35 protein-coding genes, 1 tRNA gene and 2 pseudogenes are annotated in these 26,907 nt (G+C 68.4%); 23 read left to right on the forward strand and 15 right to left on the reverse strand.

Translation table 11 applies throughout. The features are described 5' to 3' along the window. Window positions 1-719 precede the first annotated feature (719 nt). From ACIHAD_RS06170 to ACIHAD_RS06200, 7 genes are all read left to right on the forward strand, one after another. Window positions 720-1,016, forward strand: coding sequence for a DUF1918 domain-containing protein (locus tag ACIHAD_RS06170; RefSeq protein ID WP_397353262.1), 297 nt, complete (start codon window positions 720-722; stop codon window positions 1,014-1,016). Window positions 1,017-1,025: 9 nt separating this feature from the next. After that, entirely contained in the window at window positions 1,026-1,433 is a 408-nt protein-coding gene (locus ACIHAD_RS06175) for a secondary thiamine-phosphate synthase enzyme YjbQ (RefSeq protein WP_397353263.1), read from the forward strand. A gap of 117 nt (window positions 1,434-1,550) precedes the next feature. Continuing rightward, window positions 1,551-1,979, forward strand: a complete 429-nt coding sequence (locus ACIHAD_RS06180) for a DUF3052 domain-containing protein (RefSeq protein ID WP_352321051.1) — start codon at window positions 1,551-1,553, stop codon at window positions 1,977-1,979. A gap of 29 nt (window positions 1,980-2,008) precedes the next feature. Further along, entirely contained in the window at window positions 2,009-2,470 is a 462-nt protein-coding gene (locus ACIHAD_RS06185) for a peroxiredoxin (RefSeq protein WP_357965566.1), read from the forward strand. Between the two features lie 14 nt (window positions 2,471-2,484). Further along, window positions 2,485-2,814 carry a hypothetical protein gene (locus ACIHAD_RS06190; RefSeq protein ID WP_397353264.1) on the forward strand — a complete coding sequence of 110 codons (330 nt, stop codon included), beginning with the start codon at window positions 2,485-2,487 and terminating at the stop codon, window positions 2,812-2,814. A 162-nt stretch (window positions 2,815-2,976) separates the two neighbouring features. Continuing rightward, window positions 2,977-3,918 carry an ROK family protein gene (locus ACIHAD_RS06195; RefSeq protein WP_397353864.1) on the forward strand — a complete coding sequence of 314 codons (942 nt, stop codon included), beginning with the start codon at window positions 2,977-2,979 and terminating at the stop codon, window positions 3,916-3,918. A gap of 16 nt (window positions 3,919-3,934) precedes the next feature. After that, a tRNA-Val gene (locus ACIHAD_RS06200) sits at window positions 3,935-4,009 on the forward strand. 92 nt (window positions 4,010-4,101) lie between these two features. Here ACIHAD_RS06200 and xerC read toward each other — a convergent pair. The 4 genes and pseudogenes from xerC to ACIHAD_RS06220 all read right to left on the reverse strand — a co-directional run bounded on the left by xerC (window position 4,102) and on the right by ACIHAD_RS06220 (window position 6,916). After that, window positions 4,102-5,250, reverse strand: a complete 1,149-nt coding sequence (gene xerC, locus ACIHAD_RS06205) for a tyrosine recombinase XerC (protein ID WP_397353265.1) — start codon at window positions 5,248-5,250, stop codon at window positions 4,102-4,104. Then, on the reverse strand, window positions 5,247-5,393 hold the full coding sequence (locus ACIHAD_RS06210) for a helix-turn-helix domain-containing protein (protein WP_397353266.1): 147 nt from the start codon (window positions 5,391-5,393) through the stop codon (window positions 5,247-5,249). The genes xerC and ACIHAD_RS06210 overlap by 4 nt, the downstream gene beginning before the upstream one ends. 19 nt (window positions 5,394-5,412) lie before the next feature. Further along, window positions 5,413-6,069, reverse strand: a pseudogene (locus ACIHAD_RS06215) (replication initiator); the annotation flags it as partial. 499 nt (window positions 6,070-6,568) lie between these two features. Then, on the reverse strand, window positions 6,569-6,916 hold the full coding sequence (locus ACIHAD_RS06220) for a hypothetical protein (RefSeq protein WP_357698467.1): 348 nt from the start codon (window positions 6,914-6,916) through the stop codon (window positions 6,569-6,571). A gap of 125 nt (window positions 6,917-7,041) precedes the next feature. Between ACIHAD_RS06220 and ACIHAD_RS06225 the strand changes: the two genes are divergently transcribed. From ACIHAD_RS06225 to ACIHAD_RS06275, 11 genes and pseudogenes are all read left to right on the forward strand, one after another. Continuing rightward, a complete protein-coding gene (locus ACIHAD_RS06225; protein ID WP_397353267.1) occupies window positions 7,042-8,256 on the forward strand; it encodes a helix-turn-helix domain-containing protein in 1,215 nt (404 codons plus the stop codon). 30 nt (window positions 8,257-8,286) lie between these two features. Next, window positions 8,287-8,763 carry an NUDIX hydrolase gene (locus tag ACIHAD_RS06230; RefSeq protein WP_364329088.1) on the forward strand — a complete coding sequence of 159 codons (477 nt, stop codon included), beginning with the start codon at window positions 8,287-8,289 and terminating at the stop codon, window positions 8,761-8,763. A 1,274-nt stretch (window positions 8,764-10,037) separates the two neighbouring features. After that, a complete protein-coding gene (locus ACIHAD_RS06235) occupies window positions 10,038-10,514 on the forward strand; it encodes an NUDIX domain-containing protein (RefSeq protein WP_397353268.1) in 477 nt (158 codons plus the stop codon). A gap of 238 nt (window positions 10,515-10,752) precedes the next feature. After that, entirely contained in the window at window positions 10,753-11,226 is a 474-nt protein-coding gene (locus ACIHAD_RS06240; RefSeq protein WP_397353269.1) for a zinc-binding alcohol dehydrogenase family protein, read from the forward strand. Between the two features lie 14 nt (window positions 11,227-11,240). Then, entirely contained in the window at window positions 11,241-11,720 is a 480-nt protein-coding gene (locus ACIHAD_RS06245; protein WP_397353270.1) for an ester cyclase, read from the forward strand. After that, window positions 11,717-12,400, forward strand: a complete 684-nt coding sequence (locus ACIHAD_RS06250) for an alpha/beta fold hydrolase (protein ID WP_397353271.1) — start codon at window positions 11,717-11,719, stop codon at window positions 12,398-12,400. Before ACIHAD_RS06245 ends, ACIHAD_RS06250 begins: the two co-directional genes overlap by 4 nt. 93 nt (window positions 12,401-12,493) lie before the next feature. Then, window positions 12,494-12,766, forward strand: a pseudogene (locus tag ACIHAD_RS06255) (LLM class flavin-dependent oxidoreductase); the annotation flags it as partial. 100 nt (window positions 12,767-12,866) lie between these two features. Continuing rightward, the gene (locus ACIHAD_RS06260) at window positions 12,867-13,133 is read left to right on the forward strand and encodes a hypothetical protein (protein ID WP_397353886.1); all 267 of its coding nucleotides are present in this window, start codon (window positions 12,867-12,869) and stop codon (window positions 13,131-13,133) included. A 102-nt stretch (window positions 13,134-13,235) separates the two neighbouring features. After that, the gene (locus ACIHAD_RS06265; protein WP_397353272.1) at window positions 13,236-13,907 is read left to right on the forward strand and encodes a TetR/AcrR family transcriptional regulator; all 672 of its coding nucleotides are present in this window, start codon (window positions 13,236-13,238) and stop codon (window positions 13,905-13,907) included. Between the two features lie 58 nt (window positions 13,908-13,965). Continuing rightward, window positions 13,966-14,223, forward strand: coding sequence for a hypothetical protein (locus tag ACIHAD_RS06270; protein WP_397353273.1), 258 nt, complete (start codon window positions 13,966-13,968; stop codon window positions 14,221-14,223). After that, a complete protein-coding gene (locus ACIHAD_RS06275) occupies window positions 14,220-14,489 on the forward strand; it encodes a hypothetical protein (protein ID WP_397353274.1) in 270 nt (89 codons plus the stop codon). The genes ACIHAD_RS06270 and ACIHAD_RS06275 overlap by 4 nt, the downstream gene beginning before the upstream one ends. Here the strand turns inward: ACIHAD_RS06275 and ACIHAD_RS06280 are convergent. After that, complete coding sequence (locus ACIHAD_RS06280; protein ID WP_397353275.1) at window positions 14,466-15,311, reverse strand: FkbM family methyltransferase; 846 nt, start codon at window positions 15,309-15,311, stop codon at window positions 14,466-14,468. The two genes, ACIHAD_RS06275 and ACIHAD_RS06280, sit on opposite strands and share 24 nt — an antisense overlap. A gap of 27 nt (window positions 15,312-15,338) precedes the next feature. After that, complete coding sequence (locus ACIHAD_RS06285) at window positions 15,339-16,712, reverse strand: hypothetical protein (protein WP_397353276.1); 1,374 nt, start codon at window positions 16,710-16,712, stop codon at window positions 15,339-15,341. Between the two features lie 379 nt (window positions 16,713-17,091). Between ACIHAD_RS06285 and ACIHAD_RS06290 the strand changes: the two genes are divergently transcribed. The 3 genes from ACIHAD_RS06290 (at window position 17,092) to ACIHAD_RS06300 (ending at window position 18,367) form a co-directional block, all read left to right on the forward strand. Then, a complete protein-coding gene (locus tag ACIHAD_RS06290) occupies window positions 17,092-17,778 on the forward strand; it encodes a GNAT family N-acetyltransferase (protein ID WP_397353277.1) in 687 nt (228 codons plus the stop codon). A gap of 253 nt (window positions 17,779-18,031) precedes the next feature. Beyond that, entirely contained in the window at window positions 18,032-18,178 is a 147-nt protein-coding gene (locus tag ACIHAD_RS06295) for a hypothetical protein (protein ID WP_397353278.1), read from the forward strand. Between the two features lie 45 nt (window positions 18,179-18,223). Further along, window positions 18,224-18,367: a hypothetical protein gene (locus tag ACIHAD_RS06300; RefSeq protein ID WP_397353279.1), complete on the forward strand. Its 144-nt coding sequence runs from the start codon at window positions 18,224-18,226 to the stop codon at window positions 18,365-18,367. Between the two features lie 57 nt (window positions 18,368-18,424). On the opposite strand, the gene ACIHAD_RS06305 is transcribed toward ACIHAD_RS06300, so the two are convergent. Continuing rightward, window positions 18,425-18,730 (reverse strand): hypothetical protein, encoded by a 306-nt coding sequence (locus ACIHAD_RS06305; RefSeq protein WP_397353280.1) that lies wholly within the window; start codon window positions 18,728-18,730, stop codon window positions 18,425-18,427. A 100-nt stretch (window positions 18,731-18,830) separates the two neighbouring features. After that, window positions 18,831-19,556, reverse strand: coding sequence for a LysR family substrate-binding domain-containing protein (locus ACIHAD_RS06310; protein ID WP_397353281.1), 726 nt, complete (start codon window positions 19,554-19,556; stop codon window positions 18,831-18,833). A 54-nt stretch (window positions 19,557-19,610) separates the two neighbouring features. Between ACIHAD_RS06310 and ACIHAD_RS06315 the strand changes: the two genes are divergently transcribed. After that, window positions 19,611-19,982: a DUF5997 family protein gene (locus tag ACIHAD_RS06315; RefSeq protein ID WP_397353282.1), complete on the forward strand. Its 372-nt coding sequence runs from the start codon at window positions 19,611-19,613 to the stop codon at window positions 19,980-19,982. A gap of 123 nt (window positions 19,983-20,105) precedes the next feature. Here the strand turns inward: ACIHAD_RS06315 and ACIHAD_RS06320 are convergent, their stop codons facing one another. The 7 genes from ACIHAD_RS06320 to ACIHAD_RS06350 form a co-directional block, all read right to left on the reverse strand. Further along, window positions 20,106-21,470, reverse strand: coding sequence for a TrpB-like pyridoxal phosphate-dependent enzyme (locus ACIHAD_RS06320; RefSeq protein WP_397353283.1), 1,365 nt, complete (start codon window positions 21,468-21,470; stop codon window positions 20,106-20,108). A 35-nt stretch (window positions 21,471-21,505) separates the two neighbouring features. Beyond that, window positions 21,506-22,162 (reverse strand): transglutaminase family protein, encoded by a 657-nt coding sequence (locus ACIHAD_RS06325; RefSeq protein WP_397353284.1) that lies wholly within the window; start codon window positions 22,160-22,162, stop codon window positions 21,506-21,508. Next, on the reverse strand, window positions 22,159-23,313 hold the full coding sequence (locus ACIHAD_RS06330) for an acyl-CoA dehydrogenase family protein (protein ID WP_397353285.1): 1,155 nt from the start codon (window positions 23,311-23,313) through the stop codon (window positions 22,159-22,161). Before ACIHAD_RS06330 ends, ACIHAD_RS06325 begins: the two co-directional genes overlap by 4 nt. A 15-nt stretch (window positions 23,314-23,328) precedes the next feature. Beyond that, complete coding sequence (locus ACIHAD_RS06335; RefSeq protein WP_397353286.1) at window positions 23,329-23,703, reverse strand: ectoine synthase; 375 nt, start codon at window positions 23,701-23,703, stop codon at window positions 23,329-23,331. Further along, a complete protein-coding gene (locus ACIHAD_RS06340; protein ID WP_397353287.1) occupies window positions 23,700-23,969 on the reverse strand; it encodes an acyl carrier protein in 270 nt (89 codons plus the stop codon). The genes ACIHAD_RS06335 and ACIHAD_RS06340 overlap by 4 nt, the downstream gene beginning before the upstream one ends. Window positions 23,970-24,044: 75 nt before the next feature. After that, window positions 24,045-25,502 (reverse strand): AMP-binding protein, encoded by a 1,458-nt coding sequence (locus tag ACIHAD_RS06345; RefSeq protein ID WP_397353288.1) that lies wholly within the window; start codon window positions 25,500-25,502, stop codon window positions 24,045-24,047. A 128-nt stretch (window positions 25,503-25,630) separates the two neighbouring features. After that, on the reverse strand, window positions 25,631-26,542 hold the full coding sequence (locus ACIHAD_RS06350; RefSeq protein ID WP_397353289.1) for a DMT family transporter: 912 nt from the start codon (window positions 26,540-26,542) through the stop codon (window positions 25,631-25,633). Between the two features lie 21 nt (window positions 26,543-26,563). On the opposite strand from ACIHAD_RS06350, the gene ACIHAD_RS06355 reads away from it, so the two are divergent. After that, entirely contained in the window at window positions 26,564-26,842 is a 279-nt protein-coding gene (locus ACIHAD_RS06355; protein ID WP_397353290.1) for a hypothetical protein, read from the forward strand. Window positions 26,843-26,907: the final 65 nt, after the last annotated feature.

Below are 26,907 nucleotides of genomic sequence, written 5' to 3' on the forward strand. Positions count from 1 at the left end.
CGGCTGGCCCCATGGCTATGGTCGGTCCCCACGGCTTTGGCCGGCCCCAAGCTCCGCCCCGCAGTCCCCCCAGGTCCTTGCGGCAGCCGCATATCCGTCCTGGCGGCGCGGAGGCTCCACCGCACCACGATTCGGGGGCGGGGTTCCTCCGCCGGCGCCTTCGGCCCGTCGGGCGCATTGAAGACGTGCGGCGTCTCGTCGGGTCGCCGGAGGCGGCACGTCCCGCTCGGACCCGGCGGGCGTCGCGCGTTCTCCTTGCAGTCGGTCGTCACCACGGACCCGCTGCTGCCCCCGCTCTGTGGCGCCTGGCCATGGCTGGGCGCCCGCCGCCCCTTCCTCCGAGGGCGCCCCTCGACGTATCGCTCTGTGCTCGCCCAACCGAGACCTATATCCACTGAATCAAGAGGCGCGGCTGCACGCATCCGCTGGAACGGCACCTCCGCCAGCTTCCGGGCTCTCCGCCGCCCCCCTCCGGCCGCCCTCCCTCACGTGCACACGGCTCCAGAGCCGCGCGCAGTTCCCCTCCTCCGCCACTCCAGGTACCCGGGCCTCGGGGCCGCTCCCAGGCGCCCGCTGCTGAAATGAGGCCATATCGGAATCATCGAGCGACAGGGCAGACCCCGACCCCACGACCACGGCCCTGACCGGCAGCGATGCCGTGGCAGGCGCGAGCGCCGCCCGGACCACCGTCCGGCCACGAACCCTGAAGTGCCCCGCCCGTGCCTCGTAACGTTTCGGGCATCATTTTCGGCCCGAATGAAGACCGGGCAAAAAATCGCCGTCCGCGGCATCCGCTCTTTTCCTCGGCGGTCCGCCGTACCAATCTGGAAGGTATGAATGCGACGGCAGGAGACCGGCTCCTGATGCACGGCAATACCGTCGGCGAGAAGGAGCGAGGTGGCGTCATCATCGAGGTCCACGGCACGGAAGGCGGGCCTCCCTACATCGTGCGGTTCGACGACGGCCACACCGGGCTGGTCTTTCCCGGTCCTGATGCCGTCGTTGTGCCTCAGTAGGATTTACCTGTGAGATCAGAAATCATCTCCGTGGCCACGGGTTCACGTGAGACTGTGCACGACATCACCGCTGAATGCGTAGATTTCGTGCGCGCGCAGGGAGAAGACGGCCTGTTGCACGTTTTCGTACCGCACGCGACCGCGGGCGTGGCCCTGCTGGAGCTCGGGTCGGGCAGCGACGACGATCTGATCGCCGCGCTGCGTGACCTGCTCCCGGCCGACGACCGCTGGCGTCATGCCCACGGTTCGCGCGGTCACGGCAGGTCACACGTCATGCCCGCGCTGATCCCGCCGTACGCCACGATCCCCGTGCTGGGCGGGAGAATGGCGCTGGGCACCTGGCAGTCCGTGGCGCTCGTCGACCTCAATGTCGACAACACGCAACGCCAGGTTCGCCTGTCGTTTTTGTCGGGTTGATTCTGGCCGACTACGGCCGTACCCGTGGCGACCGTTGACGACTGAGGGTCACAGCGTGTGGACTGTGCCGAAGCGATAACCGCATAGAGCGGGGCCACTCAAGCAGGAGGGATAAACGTGAGCGCGACCGCGGGTCAGGCGCAGGGCGAGCGCGGCCTGGCCGAACGACTCGGCCTCAAGCCGGGTCAGGTGGTGCAGGAGATCGGTTGGGACGAGGACGTCGACGACGAGCTTCGCGACTCCATCGAGGACCTGACCGGCAACGAGCTGCTGGACGAGGAGAGTGACGACGTCGTCGACGTGGTGCTGCTGTGGTGGCGCGACGGCGACGGGGACCTCTTCGACGCCCTCAGCGACGCCATGCGAGCACTCGCCGAAGCCGGCCAGATCTGGCTGCTGACTCCCAAGGCCGGGCGCGATGGCCACGTGGAGCCGAGCGACATCGGGGAGGATGCCGCTACCGCGGGTCTCTCGCAGACCAGCAGCATCTCAGCCGCACCCGACTGGTCCGGGACCAGGCTCGTCGCCCCGAAGGGCCGACGTTAGGAAACTCCGAGGCCGGCCGATACGGCAGGATGGTCGCTGTGAACGCACATCCTGCCGAGGTCGGCGCACTGGCTCCGGATTTCGAGCTGCAGGACCAGCACGGCGCCCCGGTGAGACTGTCCATGTTCCGGGGCGAGAAGGTCGTGCTGGTCTTCTATCCGCTTGCCTTCAGCGGGATCTGCGAGGGCGAGCTCACCGCGCTGCGTGACCAGCCTCTCGACGCGCGGGTGCTCGCCGTGTCCGTCGACTCCGTGTTCGCCTTGCGTGCCTGGTCCGATCGGGAAGGTTACGGATTCGCCCTACTCTCCGATTTCTGGCCACACGGACAGGTCGCCCAGGCGTACGGTGTGTTCGATGAGGCGAAGGGGCTCGCGCGTCGGGGGACCTTCGTCATCGACGGCGAGGGCGTGATCCGGTGGTCGGTGATCAGTCCGATCTCCTCGGCACGCGACGTCGCCGACTACGTCAAGGCACTCGCCGACATTTCTTGACCTCGGAGGGAACGATGCCCTGCTACCGATGCGGGGCCCGGCAGACCGACCCGGTGCGTGGCGCCAGCCCGTGGCAGCGCGGGGTGCGCAACGAGTCCCAGGTGCTGATCTGCCCGGACTGTCAACGGCTGCACGACCTCGATCTCGACTCCTGTGCCACGTGCGGGTCCACCGCGCTCATCTGCCGGCTGGGGGAGGTCGAGTGCCGCGGTTGCGGCGCCGTCCGGATGGCTCGGGCGTCGGAGGGGTTCGGGAAGCAGGGGGCGTACGTGGGGTCGGGGGCTCCGCCGGGGCTGTCGGCGGAGGTCGAGGCGGCGCTGAACCGGGTGCTGGGCAGGGCCTGACCGTCCGCGCCTCGCCCCTGCCCTCCTTGCCGTCGGACGGGGATGATCACTGTCATGTCGTTCTCCCGACGTGCGGCTTGCCGGCTCCTCCCGCCTGAGAGATTCTCAAGCGCCTTTTCGGACATTTGCTGACCTGCGCTATCGTCTCCTTTCGTGTCCGCTATGAGTTCGTTCGTCGTCGCACTCGACGTCGGTGGCACGTCCATGAAGGGCGGCCTGGTCAGCGAGTCCGGCGAGGTGCTGCTGCGCGAGCGGCGCCCCACCCCTCGCGCGGAGGGTCCTGAGGCGGTCGTGTCCGCCATTTCAGACTTCATCGGCCACCTGGCCGCCTCCGGTGACAGCGACCCGGCAGGCGTCGGCCTGGCCGTCCCTGGGCTGGTGTCCGAGGACGCGGCTCTCTATGCGGCGAACCTGGGCTGGCGCGACGTCCCCGCCTCGAACTTCACCACCCTGGACATCCCCGTCATGCTGGGCCACGACGTCCGGACGGGCGGCCTGGCCGAGAGCATCCTCGGCGCCGGAAGAGGCGTCTCCGACTTCCTCTTCCTCCCCATCGGCACCGGTATCGCCGGCGCCTCCATCATCAACGGCGACCCGTACGGCGGCTCCTCGGGCTGGGCCGGCGAGATCGGCCACACCCCCGTCTTCCCCGACGGCGAGCAGTGCGCGTGTGGCCAGTTCGGCTGCCTGGAGACCTACGCCTCGGCGGCCTCGGTCGGCCGACGCTACAGCCAGCGCACGGGCGTCGAGGGCGTACGCGCCGAGCAGGTGGTCGCCTCCGACGACCCCATCGCCATCGAGGTGTGGGACGAGGCCGTGGAGGCCCTGTCGCTCGCCCTGGCCACGTACACGCTGCTGCTGGACCCTTCGGTGATCGTCCTCGGCGGCGGCCTGGCCGAGGCCGGTCCCGCCCTGTTCGACCCCGTACGTACCCGCCTGGGCAAGCGCCTGGCCTTCCGCGACGCACCCCCGCTGGTCCCGGCCGCGCTGGGCGTCGACGCCGGCATGCTGGGCGCGGCCCTGCTGGGCTGGCGCGCCGCCGGCCACCCGGAACTGGGCCCCGGCTGGACGGTGAATGTGCGATCGGCCCCTCGGGTGTCGTAAGGTTAGTGCCGATCAGGGGCGGTTAGCTCAGCGGTAGAGCACTCGCCTTACAAGCGAGGGGTCACTGGTTCGAACCCAGTACCGCCCACCAGCGTAGACGTACAATCTCTGATCTTGAAAACGGCGTCTGAGTGACTAAGTGAGGGACTAAGTCCCGAAGATCTTGTCCATCGCCGCAGCTCCCTACATGATCACGGGCCGGATCTGATGCCGGTAGACGGTCTCGGTGACCACCGTGTTGGAGTGCCCGACGAGGCGTGAGATGTCCTCGATGGGGACGCCGGAGTCTGACAGCACGGACACGAAGCTGTGCCGCAGCTCGCGAGGCGACCACTCCCGCCCGGTGAGTCTTGCCGCCTCCACGACCTTCCGGAAGTCGCGTCGTACGTTGTGCGCCGTGACGGGAGTGCCCGTGCGCGTGCAGAACACGAGGTCCGTGTCCTTCCACCGGTCGCCGGCCTTCTGCTGCGCGACGTCCTGGGCTTCTCTGAGCAGGCGTAGCGCCTCCACGCAACGCCGGGGGAGTTTGAGTGATCGCCGAGACTTGACGGTCTTGGTGTCGCCCTTCTGCCGTACGGATCGCCAGACGTAGACCGCGAAGTCGTCGTGCTCCCAGCCGGTCTGGGTCACCGGCAGCCAGGATGCACGGGCCTCGTCGTACGCCACGACGTGCGACCAGAGAAGTGCCCTCAGCTCTTCGGTGCGAGCACCGATCAGCAGGGAGAGAACGATGTAGGCTCGCATGCGCTCGCCGCCCTGTTCCGCCTGTGTGAGGACGGCGAGAGCTTGGGCCAGTGTCAGGGCCTTGGAGGGACGTCCAGTGCGCCCCTCTGGGATGTCGCAGAGATCCACGACGTTTCGCTTGACCTTGTCACGGCGCATCGCGCTCTTCACCGACCGGTTGAGGATGCCGTGGATCAGCTTGAGCGACCGGGCGCCCAGTTCGCCGGTCTTGCCAGCGAGCCACTTGTCGACGTCCTCCACTGAGAGATCGCGTAGCTTGCGAGCCCCGAGGGCAGGGATCACGTGCTTGGCGGCATAGGTGTTGTACATCTTCACCGTGGCCTCTGACCTCGCACCGAGGCCGTGTTCCAGCCAGTAGCGCACCGCGTCAGCCACGGTGTAGTTGGTCGGCGCGATGGCCAGACCGTCCTCGTGGTCGCGGATGATCTCTTTGAGCTTGGCCTTGGCTTCGGTCTTGGTCTTGCCGCTGGCCTTCTTGACGATGCGCTTGCCCGCCGGGGTGTAGCCGACCGTGACTGAGGCGATCCAGCGTTGCCGGTTCTCGTCCCAGTGGAGGCCGCCGTCTCCTCGGCTGCGTCGTTCGGTCATGGAGCCTCCTGTTCGAGCAGGGAGATGTAGTCCTCTATGGCTGAGGCGGGGATGAGCCGGGTCCGTCCCTGGGTGACGGAGCGGAGCCGGCCGGAGCGCAGGAGTTCGTAGATCACGCTGCGGCTGAGGCTGAGCAGGTGCATGGCGTCGTCCGGTGCAGGCCCGGCAGGACAGGCGGTGATCGACGGTGCCGGTGGCTTCGGCACCCTTGGTGGCGTACTTGGCGATGTAGGAGGCGACGGCGCGTTCGCTGAGACCGTCGGCGCGTGGGTCGAACAGGATGGGGCGGATGTCGAGTTGCTGGCCCCAGGTGAGGGTCCATCGGCCCAGGTCGCTGGGTGATGTGGTGACGGTGACCTGTTGTACGTCGGGTGGGATGGCCTGGGTGAGCAGGTGGTGGTCGGCCCAGTGGGGTGGCGGCTGGTGCGGTCCGGCGGGGCCGTCGAGGCGGATGATGGCGTGGAAGTGGATCAGGCCGCGTCGCTGGTACTCGACGACCTTGGCGAACGACACCTTGACGTGCTGAGCGAAGGCACGGCGGGTCATCCCGCTCTGGGTGGCCAGTTCTTGCCGCAGGGCGAGGGTGAAGCGGTGCCACAGCGCGCCCGCGTGTGCCTGCCACAGGACCGCGCCGGTGTAGTCGTAGCAGTCAGGGCACAGGGGTTGGCCGAGTCGTTCGTCGTGGGGCTGGTGTCGCAGGTGGCAGCCGATCGGCTGTCCGTGCTCGCATCGGGTGTCGTGTTTGCGGGGGTGGCAGGCGCGGCCGTCGCGGTAGGAGTGGACGGGGCCGAAGGACGGGGCGGTCGGGTTGCTATCGATTCACCCGGGTTGCTGCCTGTGGTGGTGCCCGGCGTGCCGCAGGGCCGTTCAGGCCGACCCGTGAAGAGACCTCTGCTTCTTCCCTAACCTGGTCTCCGCTTGCAGGTTCGCAGCCAGTTCTTCCAACGTCGCCCCGCAACGGACGTTGGACTGCCCGCTTGTACGGGGAACGGACTGTTTCCGAATGGCCGCCCACCCTGCGGCCATGTCGTGAACCTGCCACTCCGGATATTCGGCGATCAACTTTGCCGAGGTCATGGGCATGGTTGCACTCCGGCGACCGGCGTACAGAGTGGCTGAGACTCCCGAAGCCGGGCGTAGCGGAGAGCGATTCGGTGGGCGGCCCAAGCGGGCCCGGTGGAGGGGGGCCAGGCGTAGATGACTCGCTGTCGTCTCGCGTCCCGTGCTGATCGCCACCAGTACCGCCCGCCGTGACACCAGATGACCGGTCCGACCCGCACGGACACCAGCGCAAGCAGGCCACTGCGCAGAATCTCCTTCACTGCGGGCTCGCTTCCGTGGATTCCGGGCGCAGACTGCGGATCGTCTCCGAGAGGGGGTGGCGTCGTTGCAGGTCCGCGTAGCGGAAGGCAACCCGGCGCGCGGCTCTCGACGGTTCGATGGCCGGATGGCGGGCGTACAGCACTCGTTTGCGGCGGTCGTCCCAGCCTGCCCGCCACCAGTACCAATCGCCGTCGCACCAGACGACGAGCCCGACCCACACGGACACCAGGCTCAGGCCATAGCCGTCATGGACGTCTGCGGATACGCCGTGAGCGGCGAGGGCGTCGGCCAGGGCATCGGCGGCGTGCTTCTCTGGCGTGGGGTGTCGGTTCGGCGGTTGCATGAGTTACCTCCCATCACGTACGGCAGTGACGTAGCGTGACGGTATGTGTCGGCCGAGCTGTGAGGCCGGAAAGAAATTCAGGGGTCCGTCGTAGGCATCCGATGAGGATGAGGTGCATGCGAGGAATGACCAGCAATCTGTCCATCGGCCAGCGCGTGGCCTGGTACCGGCGACGGCGTGGGATGTCTCAGGACGTATTGGCCGGGCTGGTGGGACGGACCACCGATTGGCTGAGCAAGGTGGAGAACGACCGCATCACCTTGGATCGTCTGTCCGTCATCAAATCCCTGGCGAGCGTATTGGACGTGTCCCTCGGTGATCTACTGGCCGAGCCGCACCTGTTCGAGTGGACGGACGGAAGCGGCGATCAGACCATCCCAGCACTGCGCGCCGCGATCACGGACTATCGGCAGCTCTCGCCGATGGCCGGGCTCGTGGAGAACGCGGAACCCTCCGGGCAGGCCGACCTGCGACGTGCCCTTGCCGAGGTGTGGCGGGCGTACCAGGGAGCCCGGTACGGCTACGTGATACGGACTCTGCCCGGACTCCTGGGGGAGGCGCATCATGCTGCGCGCGCAGCGAACGGTGACGCGCGCATGGCCGCATCGGGAGTGCTCGGGCAGGTCTACCACGCCGCTGCCAGCATCCTGACCAAGGTGGGTGAGGCTGATCTCGCGTGGATCGCCGCCGAGCGGGGACTGTCGTTTGCACGGCAATCCGGTGATCAGCTCGTGACGGCCTCATTGCTTCGCTCCGTGACCCACGCCCTTCTGTCCAACGGCCGCTACGAGGCAGCCAAGCAGCTCACGATGGACGCCGCCGACCTGCTGTCTCCTGACCTCCCGCACGCCACGGCTGAGCTGCTTTCGGTGTACGGCACGCTGTACCTCGCCGGGTCGATGGCGGCGGCGCGAGACGACGACCGCAGCACGACACGCGCGTTCCTCGCCGAGGCACAGGAAGCGGCGGTGCGGCTCGGCGGTGACGCCAACCATGTCTGGACCGCGTTCGGGCCGACGAACGTCCGTATCCATCAGGTGGCCACGGCAATCGAGCTGGGAGACATCCAGGTGGCTGTGGAACTCGGGCCGAAGCTGGATACCAGCGGGCTGCCGATCGAACGTCGCGCTCGTCATGGCCTGGCAGTGGCGCATGCCCTGAGCCTGTGGAACCGTACCGACGACGCGATGGCCGCGCTGTTGGAGGCCGAGACCATCGCTCCCGAGCAGGTGCGCCATCACTACCTCAGCCGCCAGCTCACGATGTCGTGGATCAGAAGGCAGAAGAGCAAACCCAGTTTCCAACTCGCAGCTCTCGCGCGGCGACTGCACATCGTGTGAAGGCAGTCCCTGTGGCGTAAGGTCGGGGCTGTGAACGATCAGGAGGCTCCGCCGTTCGCCCAGGCCCGTGCCGCCGCCGGTGCGCTGTTCTTCGATGACAGCGGTCGTGTGCTTCTCGTCCGTCCTACGTACAAGCCCTCCATGGACATCCCGGGCGGGTACGTCGAGCCGGGAGAGACCCCGTACGAGGCGTGCGTTCGAGAGGTGCAAGAGGAGCTGGGCATTCAGCCGGCCATCGGTCGCCTCCTCGTGGTCGATTGGGCGCCTCTCCCCAAGGAGGGTGACAAGGTCCTGTTCGTGTTCGACGGCGGCACCTTGGACGGCGAATTGCTCAAGCAGATCAGGTTCGTGGACAACGAGCTGAGCGCCTACGAGTTTCATCCCGTCGAGGAACTGGACGGGCTGTTGATCGAGCGGCTTGCCCGTCGCGTCAAGGCCGCCGCCACTGCACGCGAGCTTGGCAGGACCGTCTATCTGGAGCACGGCCAGGCCGCCCCCACTGAGTGACTATCTGAGTGACAACAGCCCAGGACGAGCGTGGACGATCGAGGACCAGGGCGGAACGTTCGCCGAGGCGGGACCCCGAATCACCCGAGGTCCCACCCTCTCGCGGCGAGCCTTACAAGCGAGGGGTCACTGGTTCGAACCCAGTACCGCCCACCTCGTAGAACAGCCCCGTTTCCGATCACGGAAACGGGGCTTCGTGCCATCAGCCGGTATGAGAACTCTTTTCGATCTTCGCGTTCGTGGCGTCGGCCATCCTGCGGTCGGCCTCCGCCGTGCTGTGCTGGTAGATCGGGGCGGTCCGCATGAGATCTTCGTGGCCTGCGCCCGAGCCGGCGGGCGATCGTGTTGCCCATGTCTGTCCCACTTGGTCGCGCGGCGGAAGTTACTGTTCCGGGATGTCGCCACGTGCCTCCAGTGAAGATAGCGCGTCGGTTTCCGAACTCGTGAACTCGTCCAGATGTTCGCTGAGGGACGGGGATGATCGCTTCCGGGATGGCAATCGTGCGGCCACCCGCGGGGGACTTGGTGGGCCGCCGAGGAGTACGCCGGTGTCTAGTTCCACATGCCGTTGCCGAACGCTGATGGTTCGGGCGTTCAGGTCCAGGACCACCGCCGGGAGGGCCGCCGCCTCGCCCCAACGCAGGCTGGCGAAGGTGGTGAGGAGAACCAGGGCGGGTCGGTGTAAGGTCAGCCGGCTCGAACACCTTCGCCGCGGTGAGGACTGGCCGTTTTGCGGGCTTTTCCTCGCCGGGACCACGGATGCGGCAGGTATGGCGAGGGATGATCTGATCGTCCGCCGCCATCATGTGAACGGCCCGCAGGAGGCGATACGCCTTGGCCACCTCCGACTGGCCGACACGGCTGCCGAGCGACACGTCATGCCGTTCCTTCTGTCCAACGGCCCCTACCACCGACCTGTTGTCTGGACCGCGTTCGAGCCGACGAACGTCCGCATCCATAGCTGGCGACGGCAATCGAGCTGGGCGATCCAGGTGGCGGTGGAACTCGGGCCGGTTTTGGATGCCGGCGCACTTCCGATCGGGTGGCGCTCGTCACGACTTGGTCGTGACGCATGCATCGAGCCTGTTGAACCATACCGACGACGCGATTGCCGCGCTGTTGGAGGACGAGACCATCGCGCCCGAGCAGGCTACGTGAGCCGTCAGCTCACGATGTCGTGGATCAGAAGGCGGAAGGGCAAGACTAGTTTCAGCTCTCTTGCCTGCCGACTGCACATCGTGTGAAGGAAGTTCTCGTGGCGTAAGGTCGGGGCTGTGAACGATCAGGAGGCTCCGCCGTTCGCCCTGGCCCGTGCCGCCGCCGGCGCGCTGTTCTTTGATGACAGTGGTCGTGTGCTTGTCGTCCGTCCTACGTACAAGCCGTCCATGGACATTCCCGGTGGGGGCGTCGAGCCGGGAGAGACCCCGTACGAGGCGTGCGTCCGAGAGGTGCAAGAGGAACTGGGCATTCAGCCGGCCATCGGTCGCCTCCTCGTGGTCGATTGGGCGCCTCTTCCGAAGGAGGACGACAGGGTCCTGTTCGTGTTCGACGGCGGCACCTTGGATGACGAATTGCTCGAGCAGATCACGTTCGTGGACCACGAGCTGAGCGCCTACGAGTTTCATCCCGTCGAGGAACTGGACGGGCTGTTGATCGAGCGGCTTGCTCGTCGCGTCAAAGCCGCCGTCACTGCACGCGAGCTTGGTAAGACCGTGTATCTGGAGTATGGCCAGGCCGTTCCCGCCGAGTGACAACGGTCGAGGACGAGGTCCCACCTTCTCGCGGCGGGCATCATAAGCAAGGGTTACGGGTTCGAAGAGAGTGCCGCCCACCCTGTGCAAACTTTTGAGTTTCGGCGGTCTCGTCCAGCGGCGTAAGTCCCGGCATGATGGCGGTGTGTGGCCTGCTCTTCTTCGGGGAAGTCTTCGCATTTACATACATGATGTATGTATGTACTGTTGGCGTCCTCATCACCCCGGGAGGGCGGTCATGCGGGCGATGCGGCAGTCGGCGTGGGGAGAGGCCGAGGTCATGGCGTTGGTCGAGGTGGAGGAGCCTGCGCCGGTGTTCGGCGAGGTGCTGGTCGAGGTCATGGCGGCCGGGGTCAATCCGGTGGACGTCTTCACGCGCCGGGGGCAGGCGTACAACCGGGTGCTCGATCTGCCGTTCATCAACGGCTGGGACGTCGCGGGGACAGTGGTGAGCACCGGCTACGGCACGACCCGCTTCCGGACCGGCGATCGGGTGTTCGGGATGCCGTGGTTCCCCAGGGCCGCAGGTTGTTATGCCGAGGACGTCACCGCTCCGGCCCGCCACTTCGCCCGGATGCCGGAGGGTTCGAGCTTCACCGAGGCGGCGGCGAGGCCGGGCTCGGAGCGCTGGAGTGCCTGCGGCCGGGCGGCGTCCTGGTCAGCCGGCAGGCGGCCTGGACCCCTGGGTTGCACGAGCGCGCAGGCGAGATGAACTGAGGAGGAGCAGTGTCAGAACAGCACGCCGCGCCGGTTGAGGTGGTCCGGGCTTGCGCGCGGGCCAAGAGCCGCGCCGACGTCCGGACGGCTCTGCGGTACTGCAGCCCGGACACCGTTTTCGAGACGACAGCGTTCGAGGCCGTCGCGACCGGCATCGACGACGTCGCCCGGCAGACCGCCGCCCCTCTCCGCACATTTCCCGATTACGGCGTGGAACTCGAATACCTCGTCGCGGCGGACGACCTGGTCGCCGGCGCCGGGACGATCCGGGCCACCATGACGGAGAGCCTGGTGGGGATCGGGCCCACGGGCGGAGCGTTCGCGCTGCCGTTCGCCTGCCACTGGAGAGTGCGGGACGGGTTGATCGCCCAGGAGCGGATCTTCTTCGACTTCCACCAGATGTGCGAGCAACTCGGGCTGTCCACCGCCGACGCCGCGGCGCGGTTCGCCGCCTGGCGGGAGCGGAACGCGAAGGCGGTGGCGCGATGACGGCGTACGTACTGGTGCACGGGGCCTGGCACGGCGGCTGGTGCTGGCGGCACGTGGCCGCGCGGTTGAGGGAGGCCGGTCATGAGGTTCACACTCCGACGCTGACCGGTCTCGGCGAGCGGGCCCACCTCGCCGGCCCGGCGATCGGCCTGCGGACGCACGTGGACGACCTGCTGGGCCTGCTGAAATACGAGGATCTGCGGGATGTCGTGCTCGTCGGGCACAGTTACGCCGGTCTGGTCGTGCGCGAGGCCGCCGACCGTGCGCCGGAACGCGTCTCCGAGATCATCATGGTCGACGCCTGGGCGGGCCGGGACGGCGAGTCGCTGGACGATCTGGCTCCCGCGTTCTTTCTCGACTGGATCGACTCGGTCACCGCGAACGGCATGATCCCGCCCTCATCGGCGGCCGCCGTCGGCGTGACGGAACCGGATCAGGTGGCATGGCTGGAGCCCCTGCTGACGGCCCATCCCCGGCGGACGTTCTCCGACCCGACCCGGCTGTCCGGAGCCGTCGACGAGATCGCGTGCCGAGCGGTGCTCTGCACACCCGGCGGCCCCATGCCGTTCCCGCGGGTGGCCGACGAGCACGGCTGGGCCGCCACCGTCCTGGACGCCGGCCATGACGCCATGGTCACCGCGCCGCAGGAACTGGCGGACCTCCTGCTGAAGGACAGGTAGTCGGCACGGACGTGCGGTTCGCCGTCGGACCGGGTTGCCGAGCTCCCGTCCTGCCGCTGCAGCGCGGCGGGACCCGTGAAGAGAGGTGGCCACATGGCCGAAGTGAAGATCGGCTACCTGCTTCCGACCCGCGATCAGGCCGTACGCGGCGACGACGATCCGGCCCTGATGATCGCTCATGCTCAGTACGCCGAGTCCCTCGGGTTCGACTCCTTGTGGGCCGGTGACAGCCCACTGACCCGGCCACGCGTCGATCCCCTGCTCCTGCTGGCCGCCGTGGCCGTCAAGGCCCGGCGGCTCACGCTCGGCGCCGCGGTGCTGCTGCCCGCGCTCCGCCACCCGATCCTGCTGGCGCATCAGCTCGCCACCTTGGACCGGATCGCCGATGGGCGCCTGATCGTGGGCATGGGCGGCGGCCATCCAGCGGGACGCGTCCCGCCCGGTCACCCCCGCCATGTACGCGACGGTGTCCCTGGACGACGACCCGGAGCACGCGCGCGAACTCCTGAGGAGGAGCGTCGAGCGTTACTACAATGCCCCGTTGGAGGCGGTGGCGAAGATCCAGGCCATGTTCGCCGGCTGGCCCGCGGAGGCCGCGGAATGGCTGAACTCCTACATGCGGGCAGGAGCCCGGCATGTCATCGTCCGGCTGGCCGCCGATGACCATCACGTGGCCTTGGAGAAGGTCGCGGGCCAGGTTCTGCCGCTGCTCCGCCTGCACGGGCGCCCTTGAGGGCCCGGGGAACACGTTCGCCGCGTATGTTCTTCTAACCTCGGGTTCAGAGCGACTCGGGTTCGGAGTGAGGGGGACACGCGGGTGGCAGAGAGCACGAGTGTGCGACGGAGCCAGCAGGAGCGCACCAAGGCGACCACGTCCGCCCTGGTCGCGGCGGCGCGCGAGCTCTTCATCGGCGACGGTTTCTCCGCCACCTCTGTGGACGACATCTGTGCCAGGGCCGGCGTGACACGTGGCGCCTTCTACCATCACTTCAGCAACAAGGAGCACATCTTCCGCGAGGTCTACGCCGCCGACCAGAAGGCGCTCTCGCTGATCGTCCGGCAGGCGTTCCAGGCCCAGCCTGATCCGTGGGACGGGGTGGCGGCGGGCTGCCGGCGCCTGCTGGAGGCGTCACTCGAACCCGGCGTACGCAAGATCACGCTGGTCGAGGCGCCGGGCGCGCTCGGCTGGTCCGCCATGCGAGACATCCAGGCCGGGTGCAAGGAGCAGATGCGGCGCGGGCTGGCCATCGCGATCGAGGCCGGGTGCATCCCGGACCGGCCGTTGGACCCCGTCACCTCACTGCTGTACGGGGGGATCTGCGAGAGCGCCCTGGACATCGCCCGCGCCCCGGACCAGCGTGCCGCGATGGAGGACTCGCTGACGGAACTCGGCCTGGTGCTCGCCGGCGTCGCCCATCGTTCGGCTCCGGGCTGCATGCACACGAGCTACTCCTCCGTAACGGCGGCGAAGTATTGTGGTGGGGGTCCTGGGGGTAAGGGCTTTTAAGGTGAAAGGGCTGCGCAGTCCGCGAACGGAGAGCCATCTGCCCATGAGAAATCGGACGTTGCGGATTCCCGCCACCCCTGCCGCCGTCCAGGAGGCCATTGATCAGGCGACAGCGGGAGAGGTCGTCCTTCTGGAGCAGGATGGCCGCCTGGTGGCCGCTGTGGTGCCGTACGAGGTGGCCGCCGCCGGCGTGGACGTGCTCCATGAGGCTCGGGATGCCGCTGACCGGCTCCTGGGCCTGAGACTGATCGCGGAGCTCGGCATCGGCATGGGGACGACGCGGCTCAGCGACCTGCGCCGTGAGCTCGCGTCATGAAGGGCTACTACGAGATCCAGCTCGCGTCGTCGGCGGTGCGGCAGATCCGTTCCGTTCACGCTTCCGATCCGATGGCCGCCGCCTTCGTTCTCAACTGCCTGGAATACCTCTCCACCGACCTCGACTCCGGCTTGCTGCGGACGATCGACAAGGAAGCAGGGTTGCTGAAGGCGGAGATAGGCGACTTCGACGCCTTGTGCTGGGTACGGCACGAGAAGATGAGCCTCGTGATCCTGAACGTCTCACGGAGTCGTCACCCAGCGTGACGCCGCGCCGTCGTTCGCTCGGACGGCGAAGTCGAGGACATCCCCGATCCGCTGCGCGCTGACGGGCTCGGCGTAGATGTATGGGCACATGTCTGACGGTGTCATCTTCGATCGCTGGTAGAGCGAGAAGTCGCACCAGGCGTAGTCGTGCCGCGAGAGCTGCTCGATCACCTCCTCCCTGATGCGTTCGCCGTACATGGAGTCGTGCATCTCGATCAGGAGCGCCGGCTGATGGTGAGCGATCGTCTCGTTCGCGCCCGCCAGAGCCTTCCCTTCATGACCCTCGATGTCTATCTTGACGAGCCGGATCCTCTCCCGGGACCGCGACGTCATGAGGTCGATCGGCAGGGCGTTCACCTCACCGAGGAACGCGCCGAACCCCTCCTCGCCGTGATGGAGGGCGGAAGTGGCGCAGTCGGCGGGAACGGTCGCCGCCTCGCCGACACCCAACGTACGCGTGCAGGGTCCAGCGGTGACGTTGTAGGGATCCCAAAGTCGTAGTCGTGCGCTGGAGTCATGCGAGGCCACAGGGTGGATGTCGACGTTCTCGATGTCGTTGAGTTGCAGATTGAGGCGCAGGGCGCGGAGCGCGACCGGGTTCGGTTCGACGGCGATGACCCTGGTGAAGGCTCGGGCCATCCGTAAGGCGTAGTGGCCGACGTGAGCGCCGACGTCGAGAAACGCGGAACCCGGTTCGGCGAAGTACTGCAGGAGGCGCCAGATGTCCTGCTCGTGCGGCCCCGGTCCGACGCGGTCACCACTGGCAGGCCTGAGAGCCCAGGTGAGTCCGTCGCACTGCGAGAGGGAAGGTGCTGTTGGCATCAGGACTCCCGGGGAGGTGTTCTGCGCTCACCCACTTGTGATCGATCTCGCGTCGGAGGAGATCCAGCTTCGGTACGGACAGAAGCTCTTCAGTTCCCGCATGCGGGAGGAGTCCGCGAAAAAGACGAACTCGATATTGGCGTGCCGCACCATGCTGCGTTTGGAATTTTCGCTCAACAGGCCTCCGACCACCGGGACGGCATTGACCGCCACTTCGGTGAGCGTCGACAGCCCGGTCATCGCGAACCGTTCGGCGACTTTCGCGAGCCCAGGCATCCTCTTGCGCAGGAAGATGCCGAGCTTCGTGGACCTGACCGCCAGATGGGGCCGCGTCGCCCGGATGTGGTCGCATACACGCTGCCAGTAGTCGGCGGCGCAGTCGGCCAATGCTGTGGCCAGCGCGTCGTCCGCGTCGCGGGCGTTCGAGACTTCGAGGTAGGACTGGATCTCGAACAGCTCTCTGGCCTGTTCGCGCAGTGCGATGATCTCCTCGAAACGCAGCATGGCGAGCAGGTCAGGCGGCGGACCCTCGACCATCCGATAGGCCGTCTCGACGAGTTCCCGCATGTCGAGCTGAGGATCCGGCTGCCTGTGCTCAAGCCTTCCATCCGTGAGAACGGCCTCGGCGAGGCCCGTGCCGTCCCCGGAATTCCAGTCCGATCCCATGATCCTCGCGTTGAACGCACGTGCGTGGGCGGTCTCGCCGAAAAGGCCGTGGATCTGGATCAGTTCGCTGCTGACCGGCAGTCCGGAGTCGTGGAGCAGCGCGAAAATAGGTGTGTGGGAGAACCGCGGCCTCGAAAGGATCTCGTCGTACCGTCTTCTCAGTTCGATCGGCTGCGCCGACAGAAGGCCGGTCAGCACCGAGCCCGGCGAGTTGGCCGCCTCGCGGACCTGGCGCATGAAGTCGTCCTTGGTGCTGACATAGTCGTAGCGGACGACGACCGAACCGTCGCCGGCGAGGATTCCGTCAAGTTCCTCGATCATGTTGTCGCGTGCGACCGAGACCGGCGAGATGACCCATCCTTTGCCGTCAGGACTGTTCCGCTTCCAGCTGTTCAGAACCTCGGCCAACGAGTCGCAGGGGACGAGTCTGTCTTCTTGGAAGAGGTAATTGTGGCCGCGGAGCCCGACCGCGACGACACCGCTCGCGATGAGGTCCCTGAGCAGCCGGTAGAAATTGCTCTCCCGCAGGTCCGACCTGCTGAAGTCGCCCACGACCCGGGGATTGTCGACGAGTTGGGTGTCATGGACGTAGACCCGTTCGTTGAAGAGCGCTCCGAACACCAGGAGAGCCCGCAACTGCATGGTGGAGCTGATACCAGCCCAAATCGGTTCCAAGGCGGCGAACTGGGACGTGGCACGCATGGCGTTGATGGAGCGGGAGTCATCGCGCTTCATCTCTTCGAGATACCACCCTTGGGAGCAGCTACTGTTCGCCGGCTTGACGATGACTTGCCCGTTTCTCCGCCGGGGCGCCACCGGTTACCACCCAAGACAAGCACAGCCGAGTACCGCAGGGAAGGTCATCATTGAGAGTGGCCGCCTCGTCTCGTGTGCGGATGGGACGTCCGTGGAGGAAACGAATCCTTGGGTCATTGCCGACAAAACGGCCCACAGTTTCGCTAACCAATCGAACGGTGTCAGTGGCTGAGGAAGGGGATTTGCTGTGTCTTCCCTTGAGGAGGCTCTGGAGTCCAGGGATCATCTCGTCGCTGTCTGGGGCGCCTTGGTGCGGGATCGAGGCGGTCGGGTCAGTACGGATGACGGGATCGTCCATATGTGGGCTGACAGCTCGTTCGGGTTCTGGAACACCGTGACGCTGGCAGGGACGGATATCTCGGCGGACGCGCTCAGCGAACGGCTCGCACGGGTGGCGGCGTTCATGAGGTCCAAATGTGAAAGCGGATATCTGTGGGTCTTCGAGGATCTGCTGAGTGCTCAGGCGAAGGGGAGTCTGGTCCAGCGCGCCGCCGAGGCCGGTCTGGAGGTGGCGTTCTCCGGGCGGGGTATGGCGGGGGACCTGCTGGTGCCTGAGCCGTACCATCCGGAGCTGGAGTTCCGGCGGGTGGAGAGCGAGGAGCAGCTCGCCGCGTACGGCGACATCAACGCACGTGCCTACGGCATGGCGCCCGAGGCGGGCCGGGTCGCTCTGGCCGGTTCCGAGCTGTGGTGCGGCGACGTCCACGCCTATCTCGGATACCGCGAGGGACGGCCGGTGACCTGCGCCGCCACCGTCGCCGGTCCGGCTTCGATCTTCCTGGCGCTCGTCGCCACCCTGCCCGGAGAGATGCGCAGGGGGTACGGCGAGGCCGTCACCCGCAAGGCGATTCACGAGGGCGGCGAGCGGAGCGGGCACCGGCGGCTGGTCCTCCATGCCACGCAGGCCGGGCAGCCCGTGTACGAGCGGATCGGGTGTCGCGCCAACACGGCGATTCACTTTCTGCAGCTCGCCGTCCAGGGCTGAGGGGGACGGGCGGCGGACTGCCTGTCGCGGTGTTGGAAGGGTCGTTCATGTCGGCCATGAGCTGTGACGTCGCGTTGCGGTGGAGTTGGTGCAGGGGCGCTGCCGGCGGGTTCGATGCGTCCCGGAGTGAAGCGGGTCCGCCGTCGAAGGGCGTCGGGGACGGCTTCGCCCTCGTCTCCGTACGCGGATGCCTACATCGGATGATCACGGGTAGCGCTGTGCAACCACCCCAGCTACAGAAGTGGAAGCCGGCATGATCACTCTTGTTCTGCTCATCCTCGCCCTGGCCTGCTTCGTCCTGTCCGCCTTCAACATCGGCGGAGCGCGCGTCAACCTGCTCGCACTCGGTCTGGCGCTCTGGGTTCTCGGCGAGCTCATCCCGAAGCTCGGCGAGCTCTGACCCCACGAACGGCTGAGGTCACCCCCTACGGGCAGGAACACTCATATGGACGCCCTCACCATCCTCGCTCTGCTGGCGCTCCTCGCCGGCATCCTGGTCGCCCTCACCCAGAAGGTGTGGCCCATCGCGTTGCTGTGCGGAGGGTTGTTCCTGGCCGTTCTCGCCGACGCCGGTCTCATCGTCACGTAGGTGGGACCAGTGCGTGAACAGCCCTCGCTCTCCTCGCGGGCGAGGGCTGTCCGTGCTTCAGCAGTAGGCGATGCCCGTGACGGTGAACGGGATGTTGTGGTACGGCGTGTACTCCGACCGCTGGCCGGGGGAGACGCAGGGGCCGCCCTCGGGCCACGAGCCGACCTGGGGGTCGGGGTGGGTGACGCGGATGACTACGGCGTAGTTGCCGGAACCGCCGGTGCAGTACGCCCAGGCGGTCTTGCCGTCGCGGCCGGTGGTGCAGCCGGTCGGGGAGGCGTGTGCGGGAGAGGCGGCGCCGACGAGGGCGACGGTGGTGAGGACGGTGGCGAGGGGGAGGGCCAAGTGCTTTCTCGCGCGCATGTGCTGACCTCCAGCGGGTCGTCAGGCAGTGCACTCTTAGGAAAGCTTCCTAAGAAAAACTAGCCGCGCTGTCCGTGGCGTCAACCCCCCGGCCGGGCTCTCAGCGGGGGCGGTTTCCCTTCTTCTTGCGGCTCGTCGGTGCGGCGCGGCGGTTGGAGCGGTTTTGGGTGGGTTTGGGGGGCTGGCGTGGTGTCGGCTTCTCCGGTGGGGAGGCGGGGGTGCGGCCCCGCGAGCTGTTCACCGTGCGGCCGCGCACGATGCCGATGAAGTCCTCCACCAGGTCGGTGGTCGCGTCCGTGGGCCAGGCCAGGGCGATCTGGGACTGGGGGGCGTCCGTCACCGGGCGGTAGGTCAGGTCTTTGCGGTGGTGGAGGCGGGCCAGCGACTGGGGGACGAGGAGCAGGCCGGTGCCGGAGGCCACCATCTCGATCGCGTCGGCCGTCGTGGCGGGCCGGGTGAAGGCCGGCCGCCCGGGCCGGGACGTCCACTCGATGGTGTCGTCGAGCGGGTGGAAGATCTCCTCGTCGGCGAGGTCGGCGAGGGTCACCTCGTCGGCGGCGGTCACGGCGTGGTCCTTGGGCGCCACGACCACCGTGGTCTCGATGTAGAGGGGGATCGCGCTCAGGCCCTCGCGGTCGATCGGGAGCCGGACGAACGCGGCGTCGGCGCCGCCGCCCCGCAGGAGGCCCAGCGCCTCGGGGTCGGGGGCCGTGAGCAGGGTGAGCGGCACGTCGGGCAGCCTCTCGGCCCAGACGTTGGCCCACTTGGCGGGGGTCACGCCGGGCACGTACGCCAGCCGGAAGCCGGTGCCGGTCTCGTCAGTCACGTCCTCAGGGTATCGATGTCCGGGACGGTGTTCCGACTGGCTAGGCTTGGGGTCATGACCTCGTCCAAACCGAAGAGCATCCAGACGATGAAGCCCGAGACGGCGGCCAAGAAGCTGGGTGTCCTTCTCTCGGCCACGCCCGCGGAGTTCCAGGCGGGTGTCGTCTCCAGGGACGAGCTGAACGAGCTGCAGGCGAAGCCGCCCGCGTGGCTTGCCGACCTGCGGCGTAACGGGCCGCATCCCCGGCAGGTCGTCGCCGCGAAGCTCGGGGTCTCGATCTCGGGTCTGCTCAGGGGCGGGATCACCGAGCCGCTCACCACTGCCGAGATCGACGCGCTGAAGGCGGAGAATCCGGACTGGCTGGAGCGGGAGCGGACCGTCCAGGCGGAGAACCGCAAGGAAGCGCTCCGGCTCAAGGAGCGCTAGCCGGCGACCGGCGCCGGCGGCCGACCGAGCCGCCGGACGCCGCTGAATGCCGGGAGATGCCGAGCGGGGCCCGAGACGCCGGTGCGGCCTGCCGGTCGGGGCAGGCCGCGGGGCGCGATGTGGTCAGGCGCGGGCGAGGTCGGGGATGCTCGACAAGCCGTGTTCGAGGTCCTCGTCCGTCGGCGCGTCGTCGGGCAGCAGTCCGGCCTGGAACTTCTCGTAGGCGGCCAGGTCGAAGTGGCCGTGTCCGGACAGGGCGATGAGGATGGCCTTCGAGCGGCCCTCCTCGCGGCAGCGCAGCGCCTCGTCGATGGCGGCGCGCACCGCGTGCGCGGACTCGGGGGCGGGCACGATGCCCTCCTCGCGGGCGAACAGCACGCCTGCCTCGAAGCAGTCGTTCTGCCGCATCGCGACCGCCTCCATCAGCCCGTTCTCGACGGCCCGGCTGATCAGCGGGGAGATGTCGTGAGCGCGCAGCCCGCCGGCGTGCACGGGCGGCGGCACGAACTTGTGGCCCAGCGTGTGCATCCGGGACAGCGGGGTGAGCCGGGCCGCGTCGGAGTGGTCGTAGGCGATGCGGCCACGCGTCAGGGTGGGGCAGGCGACCGGTTCGGCGGCGATGAGCCGGATGTCTCGGCCGCGGCGGAGCTTGTCGCGCAGGAACGGGAAGCACATCCCGGCCAGGGTGCTGCCGCCGCCGCAGGGGCCGACCACGATGTCGGGGTAGTCCTCGGCGAGCTCCATCTGGAGCATCGCCTCCTGGCCGATGACGGTCTGGTGCGCGCACACGTGGTTGAGCGAGCTGCCGCGGGTGTAGCCCAGCTCGGGGTTGCCGTAGGCGACCTCCAGGGCCTCGGACTTGGCGATCCCGAGGCTGCCCGGGTGGTCGGGGTCCTCGGCCAGCACGGCCCGTCCGGCCGCGGTCAGCGGGCTGGGGCTGGAATTGCAGACCGCGCCGTACGCCTCCATCAGGGCCCGGCGGTACGGCTTCTGCCGGTAGCTGACGCCCACCATGAACACCTGCGCGCTCAGCCCGAACATCGCCGCGGCCGAGGCGATCGAGCTGCCCCACTGGCCCGCGCCGGTCTCGGTGACCAGCCCGGTCTTGCCGACCTGCTTGTTGTAGTACGCCTGCGGCACCGCCGAGTTGGGCTTGAGGCTGCCGACCGGCGAGACGCCCTCGTACTTGTAGTAGATGCGGGCCGGGGTGTCGAGGGCGCGTTCGAGGCGGCGGGCCCGGTAAAGCGGGGTCGGCCGCCACTGGCGGTAGATGTCGCGGACCGGGCCGGGGATCTCGAACTCCGGCTCGGTGCTGAGCTCCTGGTCCACCAGCGGTTCGGCGATCGTCCTGCACAGCTCGGCGCGGCTGATCGCCGCGCCGGTGGCCGGGTCGAGGATGGGGGCCGGCTCGCCGAAGTCCGCGGCGATGTTCAGCCAGGTGTATGGGATGTCGTCCTCGTTCAGGGTGTATTTGACGCGCTCGTTCAACGGATACCTCTCAAAAGGGACTTCGTCGATGGGGGTCAGACGCCCGCTTCTGCGGTCAGCGAGCCCTTCACGGTCTGGTCCCGGCCGCCCAGCAGCCCGGGGTGGGCCGTCCGGAACCCCTCCAGGACCAGCTCGTAGGGGAAGTCGTCGAACTCGCCGTGCCAGTGCAGGAACTCCATGTGCCGCCGACCTGAGTCGTCGTGCGGGTGGTAGACGCTGTCGGCGGTGCCGTCGAACTCCAGGGGCTTCAGGCGGTACAGCCGGCAGAGCATCTTGTTGAACACGGGGGTGGCCTTCACCCAGCGCCCTTCGAGCTGGACGGAGACCAGGCCGTGGAAGCGGAACACGTCGCCGCCGACGAGCTCCTTGAGCCGCCCGGAGGCCAGGTGGTTGCGCACGTCGGCGAACACCAACCGGGACGGGAGGCCGAGGGAACGGGCGGCGGCGGCGTACACGACCGACTTGTGCAGGCAGAAGCCGCTGCCGCGGGAGATGATCGTGCTGGCCCGCAGGCCGTCGCGGGACATGTCGATGTCGTAGACGTCGTACAGGATGTCGTCGCGCACCTTGTAGTACAGGCGTACGGCCCGCTCGGTGGGGGTGGTGGCGCCTTCGACGGCCCGTTCGGCGAACTCGCGCACCACGGGGTGGCCGGCGTCGAGGAACTTCGTGGGGGCCAGGGCAGCGGTCATGTGTGTGACTCCTTGAGGCCGAGCATCCGGGCGATGCGGATCCGTTGCATCTCCGAGGTGCCGGAGTAGATGGTGCCGCCGACCGCGTCGCGGAGGTCCTTCTCCAGCCCGGTCCCGGTCAGGTAGCCGCTGCCGCCGAAGATCTGGATCGCGGCCAGCGCCGACCTGACGTTCGCCTCGCTGGCCACCACCTTGGCGATCGCGATGTCGGTGGCGACGTCCCGGCCGGCCGCGAAGCCGCGCGCGGCGTCGTACAACCAGCGCCGCGCGGTCTCCACGTCGATCTTCATGTCCACGATGCGGCCGGCGACCATCTGGAACGAGCCGATCGCACGGCCGAACTGGCGGCGCCGGGAGGCGTGCTCGACGCAGCGGTCCAGCCGGTGCCGCATCGCGCCGACCTGGACGATGAAGGAGCACAGGATCTCCCACCGCATCACGTGCTCCAGCACGGTGAACCCCATGCCGGGCCGCCCCACCACGTTCCCGGCCGGGACACGGCAGTCGCGGAAGGTCAGCTCCCCGAGCGGGGACGTGCGCAGCCCCATCTTGGGCACGTCCGGGCCGGCCAGCAGGCCCGGGGTGTCCCGTTCGACCAGGAAGGCGGTCAGGCCGAACGGGCCGAGGTCGCGGTCGGTCAGCGCGTAGACCACGAACAGGTCGGCGACCGGGCCGTTCGTCACGAGCACCTTGTCGCCGTCGAGGATCCAGTCGTCGCCGTCCTGTTTGGCGGTCATGCCCATGCCCAGCACGTCGGACCCGCCCCCGGGGTCGGTGATCGCGTGCGCGGTGATCGTCGTCCCGGCGCAGATGCCGGGCAGGTGGCGGGCCTTCAGCTCGGGGCTGCCGAAGCGTTGCAGCGGGATCCCGGCGCTCACGATCTGCGTGCAGAGCGAGAAGCACAGCCCGCCGTCCCTGCAGCGCTCGCCGAGCCCCTCCAGGACGTACATGGTGCTGAGCAGGTCCAGGCCGCGGCCGCCCCATTCGGCGGAGAACGGCAGGCGCAGCAGCCCGGAGGCGCGCACCTGCTCCCACTTCTCCGCGGGGAGGCCCGCCGCCCGGTCGGCGTCCAGGTGGCCTTCGCCCAGCACCTCGTACCAGTCGGCGAACTCGGCCCGGAGCTCGCGGTGTGTGTCGCTCCACTCGTCCATGGGTGACCAGATCCGTCAGTAGTGGGAGAACTGAGCCTCAGCCAGCCGGTGGCGCTCGTCGCCCTGCAACGCGGGGGAGAAGACGCAGATCAGCCGCAGGTCCTCGCCGGGGTCGGCGATCAGGTGGTGCGGGTCGTTCTGGTCGAGGGCGTACATGGTGCCCGGCTCCAGGATGTGCTGGCGTCCGTCGGCGTCGATCACGGCGCCCCGCCCGCTGATGCAGTAGCACGCCTCCAGGTGCTTGCGGTACTGGAGGGGGGAGCTGGTCCCGGCCCAGACGATCGTGTCGGTGAGCGAGTAGCCCATGCCGTCGCGCTCGACCAGGAAGCGGTGGCTCAGGCCGTTCCCCCACTCGACCGGCGTCACGTCAGAGATCTTGCGGATGATCATTGCAGTGTCCGTTCTGCTGGTGCTGATAATGCAGTTCCGACGAATTCACGAATGGCCGCCACGGTCCGGAAGTTCTCCGGGGCGATGTCGAGCTCGTCGACCGGGACGTCGAACCTGTCCTTGATCCAGCCGATGAGCTTCAACAGGCCCAGACTGCTGATGACCCCGTTACGGAAAAGGTCGTAGTCGGCCTCGAGTTCGTCGGGCGGAGTATCGGGGAGATACTCGGTCACCACGAATTCTTTAATCTGGCGTGTGATGTCCACGAAAGGCAGCATCACACGCGCGAGCCCGCGGCGGCATCTCCGAGAATGCGCGTGCCCGCAATATGCCTTTGCGTGTCAGCCGATGCGCTTCCGGTCCACCTTTCCGGTCGAGGTACGCGGGAACGGCTGCTCGACCAGCCTGATGGCGGACGGGATCGCGGCCCGCGGCAGCCGCATCGCGCAGTGCGTACGCAGGCGCAGCCCCGACAACCGCCCAGGGCCGGTCCCGCGGACGAACGCGGTGAGCCGGGTCTCGGCGCCGTCCATCGCCGGGACGACGGCGGCCTCCACGACGTCGTCGTGCTCCAGCAGCACCCGCTCGATCTGCTCCAGGTTGACCCGGATGCCGCGCACCTTGAGCTGGAAGTCGTCCCGGCCGACGAGGAACAGCCGGCCGGCGGCGTCCCGGCGGACCAGGTCGCCGGTGCGGAAGTAGCGGCGGCCGTCGGGCCCGGTCACGAACCGGCCGGTCGCCGCGGCCGGGTCAGGCGTCACGTACCCGGCGGTCTGGAACGGCGTCCAGACCAGGAGCTCGGTGCCGCCGTCGTCCGGCGGGACGGGCGCCAGGCCGGGGCCGAAGGCCGCGACGACGCCGGGCAGCGGCCGGCCGATCGGCAGGGGGCCGGGCCCGGCGGCCTCGGCGGCGTCGAACTCGTGCCAGAAGCTGTCGTTGGTCTCGGTGCAGCCGTAGACGTTGTGCAGCCGGGCGCGCGGGAATTTGCGCGGCAGGGCGGCGCGCAGGGGCACCGGCGCGTGGTCGCCGGTGACGATCACGTGCCGGACGCCGGGGAAGACGCCCTCCTCCAGCAGCTGGTAGAGCATGGGCACGCCCTGGACCACGGTGACCCGCGAGGCGGTGAAGAAGTCGCAGACGTAGCGGGGGTTGGCGGCCAGGGCCGGGTCGACCAGGGCGACGCATCCGCCGTGCCGCAGCGTGGCCCACACGTCCAGCAGGCACAGGTCGAAGTTGAGCGGCGCGTAGTTGAACACCACCTCGCCGGGGCCCAGGCCGAACGCGTCGCCGGCCCAGTGCGTGAACCGGGTCACCGCGCCCGCCGACAGCGGCACGATCTTCGGGGCCCCGGTCGAGCCGGAGGTGGTCAGCATGAACGCGGTGTCCTGCTCGGCGACCGCGACAGGCGTCAGCGGGGCGGGCCCGCCGCCGCGCCCGCTGATCACGGTGGTGACCACGTCCGGGTGCTCGGCGGCGTCCTCGGGGGTGGCGGCGAGCACCTCGACGCAGCCCGCCCGCGCGCACAGCTCGCCGAGCGCGACCGCGCCGAGGTCGATCGGCGGCAGCAGCAGCGGACGACCGGCCGCCAGGCAGCCGAGCACGAGCGCGACCGCCTGCGGGGATTTGCGGGCGAGCACCGCCACCGGGCCCGGCGGAAGGGCGTCCAGTTCTTTTTGGGCCCGTCCGGCCAGTGCGGCCAGTTCGGCGTAGCCGACGATTTCCGTCCGGGTGCGCAGTGCCGGCGCGGACGGTTCTCTCTCGGTGTGCGCGATGAAATCGCGGAGCAGTTCTGTGGTCATCGGAGGTCACCCATCGATTTCTTGGTTGCCGGATACCAATGATTGTGTTCGATGTGCGACTTCGGTGTCGGGAACGCGGGCTTCAGCTAATTGCCCGCGCCCGGCAGCTTCCTGTCAACGAGAAAGGGTCAGGACCGTACTTCCAGTTCTTCCGCCCGCTCCGGCGGGCCGGCCGGGGCGGGCGTCTCCTCCTCGGCGCGGGTCGCCAGCACGCACCCGCCCAGGATCAGCACGAACGAGACCACGATCAGGGCGGTCAGCGGCTCGTCCAGGATCAGCACCCCGGCGACGATCGCCACCGCCGGGTTCATGTACGTCGACACCAGCGCCCGCGACGGCCCGGCCTCCTTGATCAGCTCCACGAACACCACGAACGCCAGCCCGGTGCAGATCACGCCCAGCCCGGCCAGCGCCGCCAGTACCTGCCCGCTGGGCATGGCGGACGGCCAGGTCCAGATCGCGGCGGGTGTGTAGACCAAGGCGGCCAGGGTGAGGCAGGCGGCGGTCAGCGGGATGGTGGGCAGGTCACGCAGGTGCCGGTCGGCGACGAGCGGGGCGATCGAGTAGCAGAGCGCGGTCAGCAGCACCTCGCCCATCGACCAGGCGTCCCCGCCGCTCAGGTGCGGCCCGGCCAGCACGGCGACGCCGGCCAGCCCGACCACCAGCCCGGCCCAGCGGGCCCTGCCGAGCCGTTCGCCGCCGCCGCTCAGGCGGGCCAGCGCCACGCCGAGTATGGGGGCCGCGGCGATCAGCAGGCCGCTGGTCGAGCTGGTCAGCCGGCGTTCGGCGTCCGACAGCAACCACCAGGGCGCCAGGATCTCCAGGAAGGCGAACGCGGTGACCGGCCGCCAGTACCGCCGGACCATCGCGAGCTGCCCGCCGCGGATCGCCAGCGGCAGGAGCAGCGCGGCGCCGATCGCGGTGCGCGCGAAGACCAGCACGGGCACCGGCACGCCGCCGACCGCGACCTTGATGAGGAGGTAGGGGATGCCCCAGATCACGGACATCAGGGCGAACAGCACCCAGCCACGGCGGCTCACATGCGGCTCCTTGGGATCGAGATGGACGGTCTGCTCAAGGCGAGGGGCAGGCGAGCGGTCGGCGACGAAGCGGCCGGCGGTGGAACAGGAAAGGCGGGAGCGGGAGCGGCGCCGGGGATGCGGGCCGGCGGCCTGCGTGAGACCGACGGCGAATCCATGAAAATCCTCCAGCCTATTCGCTGCCGCGCGACAATTCCCGCACGAAAGCATTTCTCCCGACAATCGCACGGCACCCGTGTCGCGGCTTCTTCCAACGTGCTCTTTCAGTGGACAATCGGCTCGATCCCAAGGGATGCTTGACGCGCGACCGGAGTGCCGCCGATCGGTGTCCTCGCAGGTCAGCCGCGAATCACCGGCTCTCGCCG

This window comes from Nonomuraea sp. NPDC052265 (assembly GCF_044547985.1).
Classification (GTDB): domain Bacteria; phylum Actinomycetota; class Actinomycetes; order Streptosporangiales; family Streptosporangiaceae; genus Nonomuraea.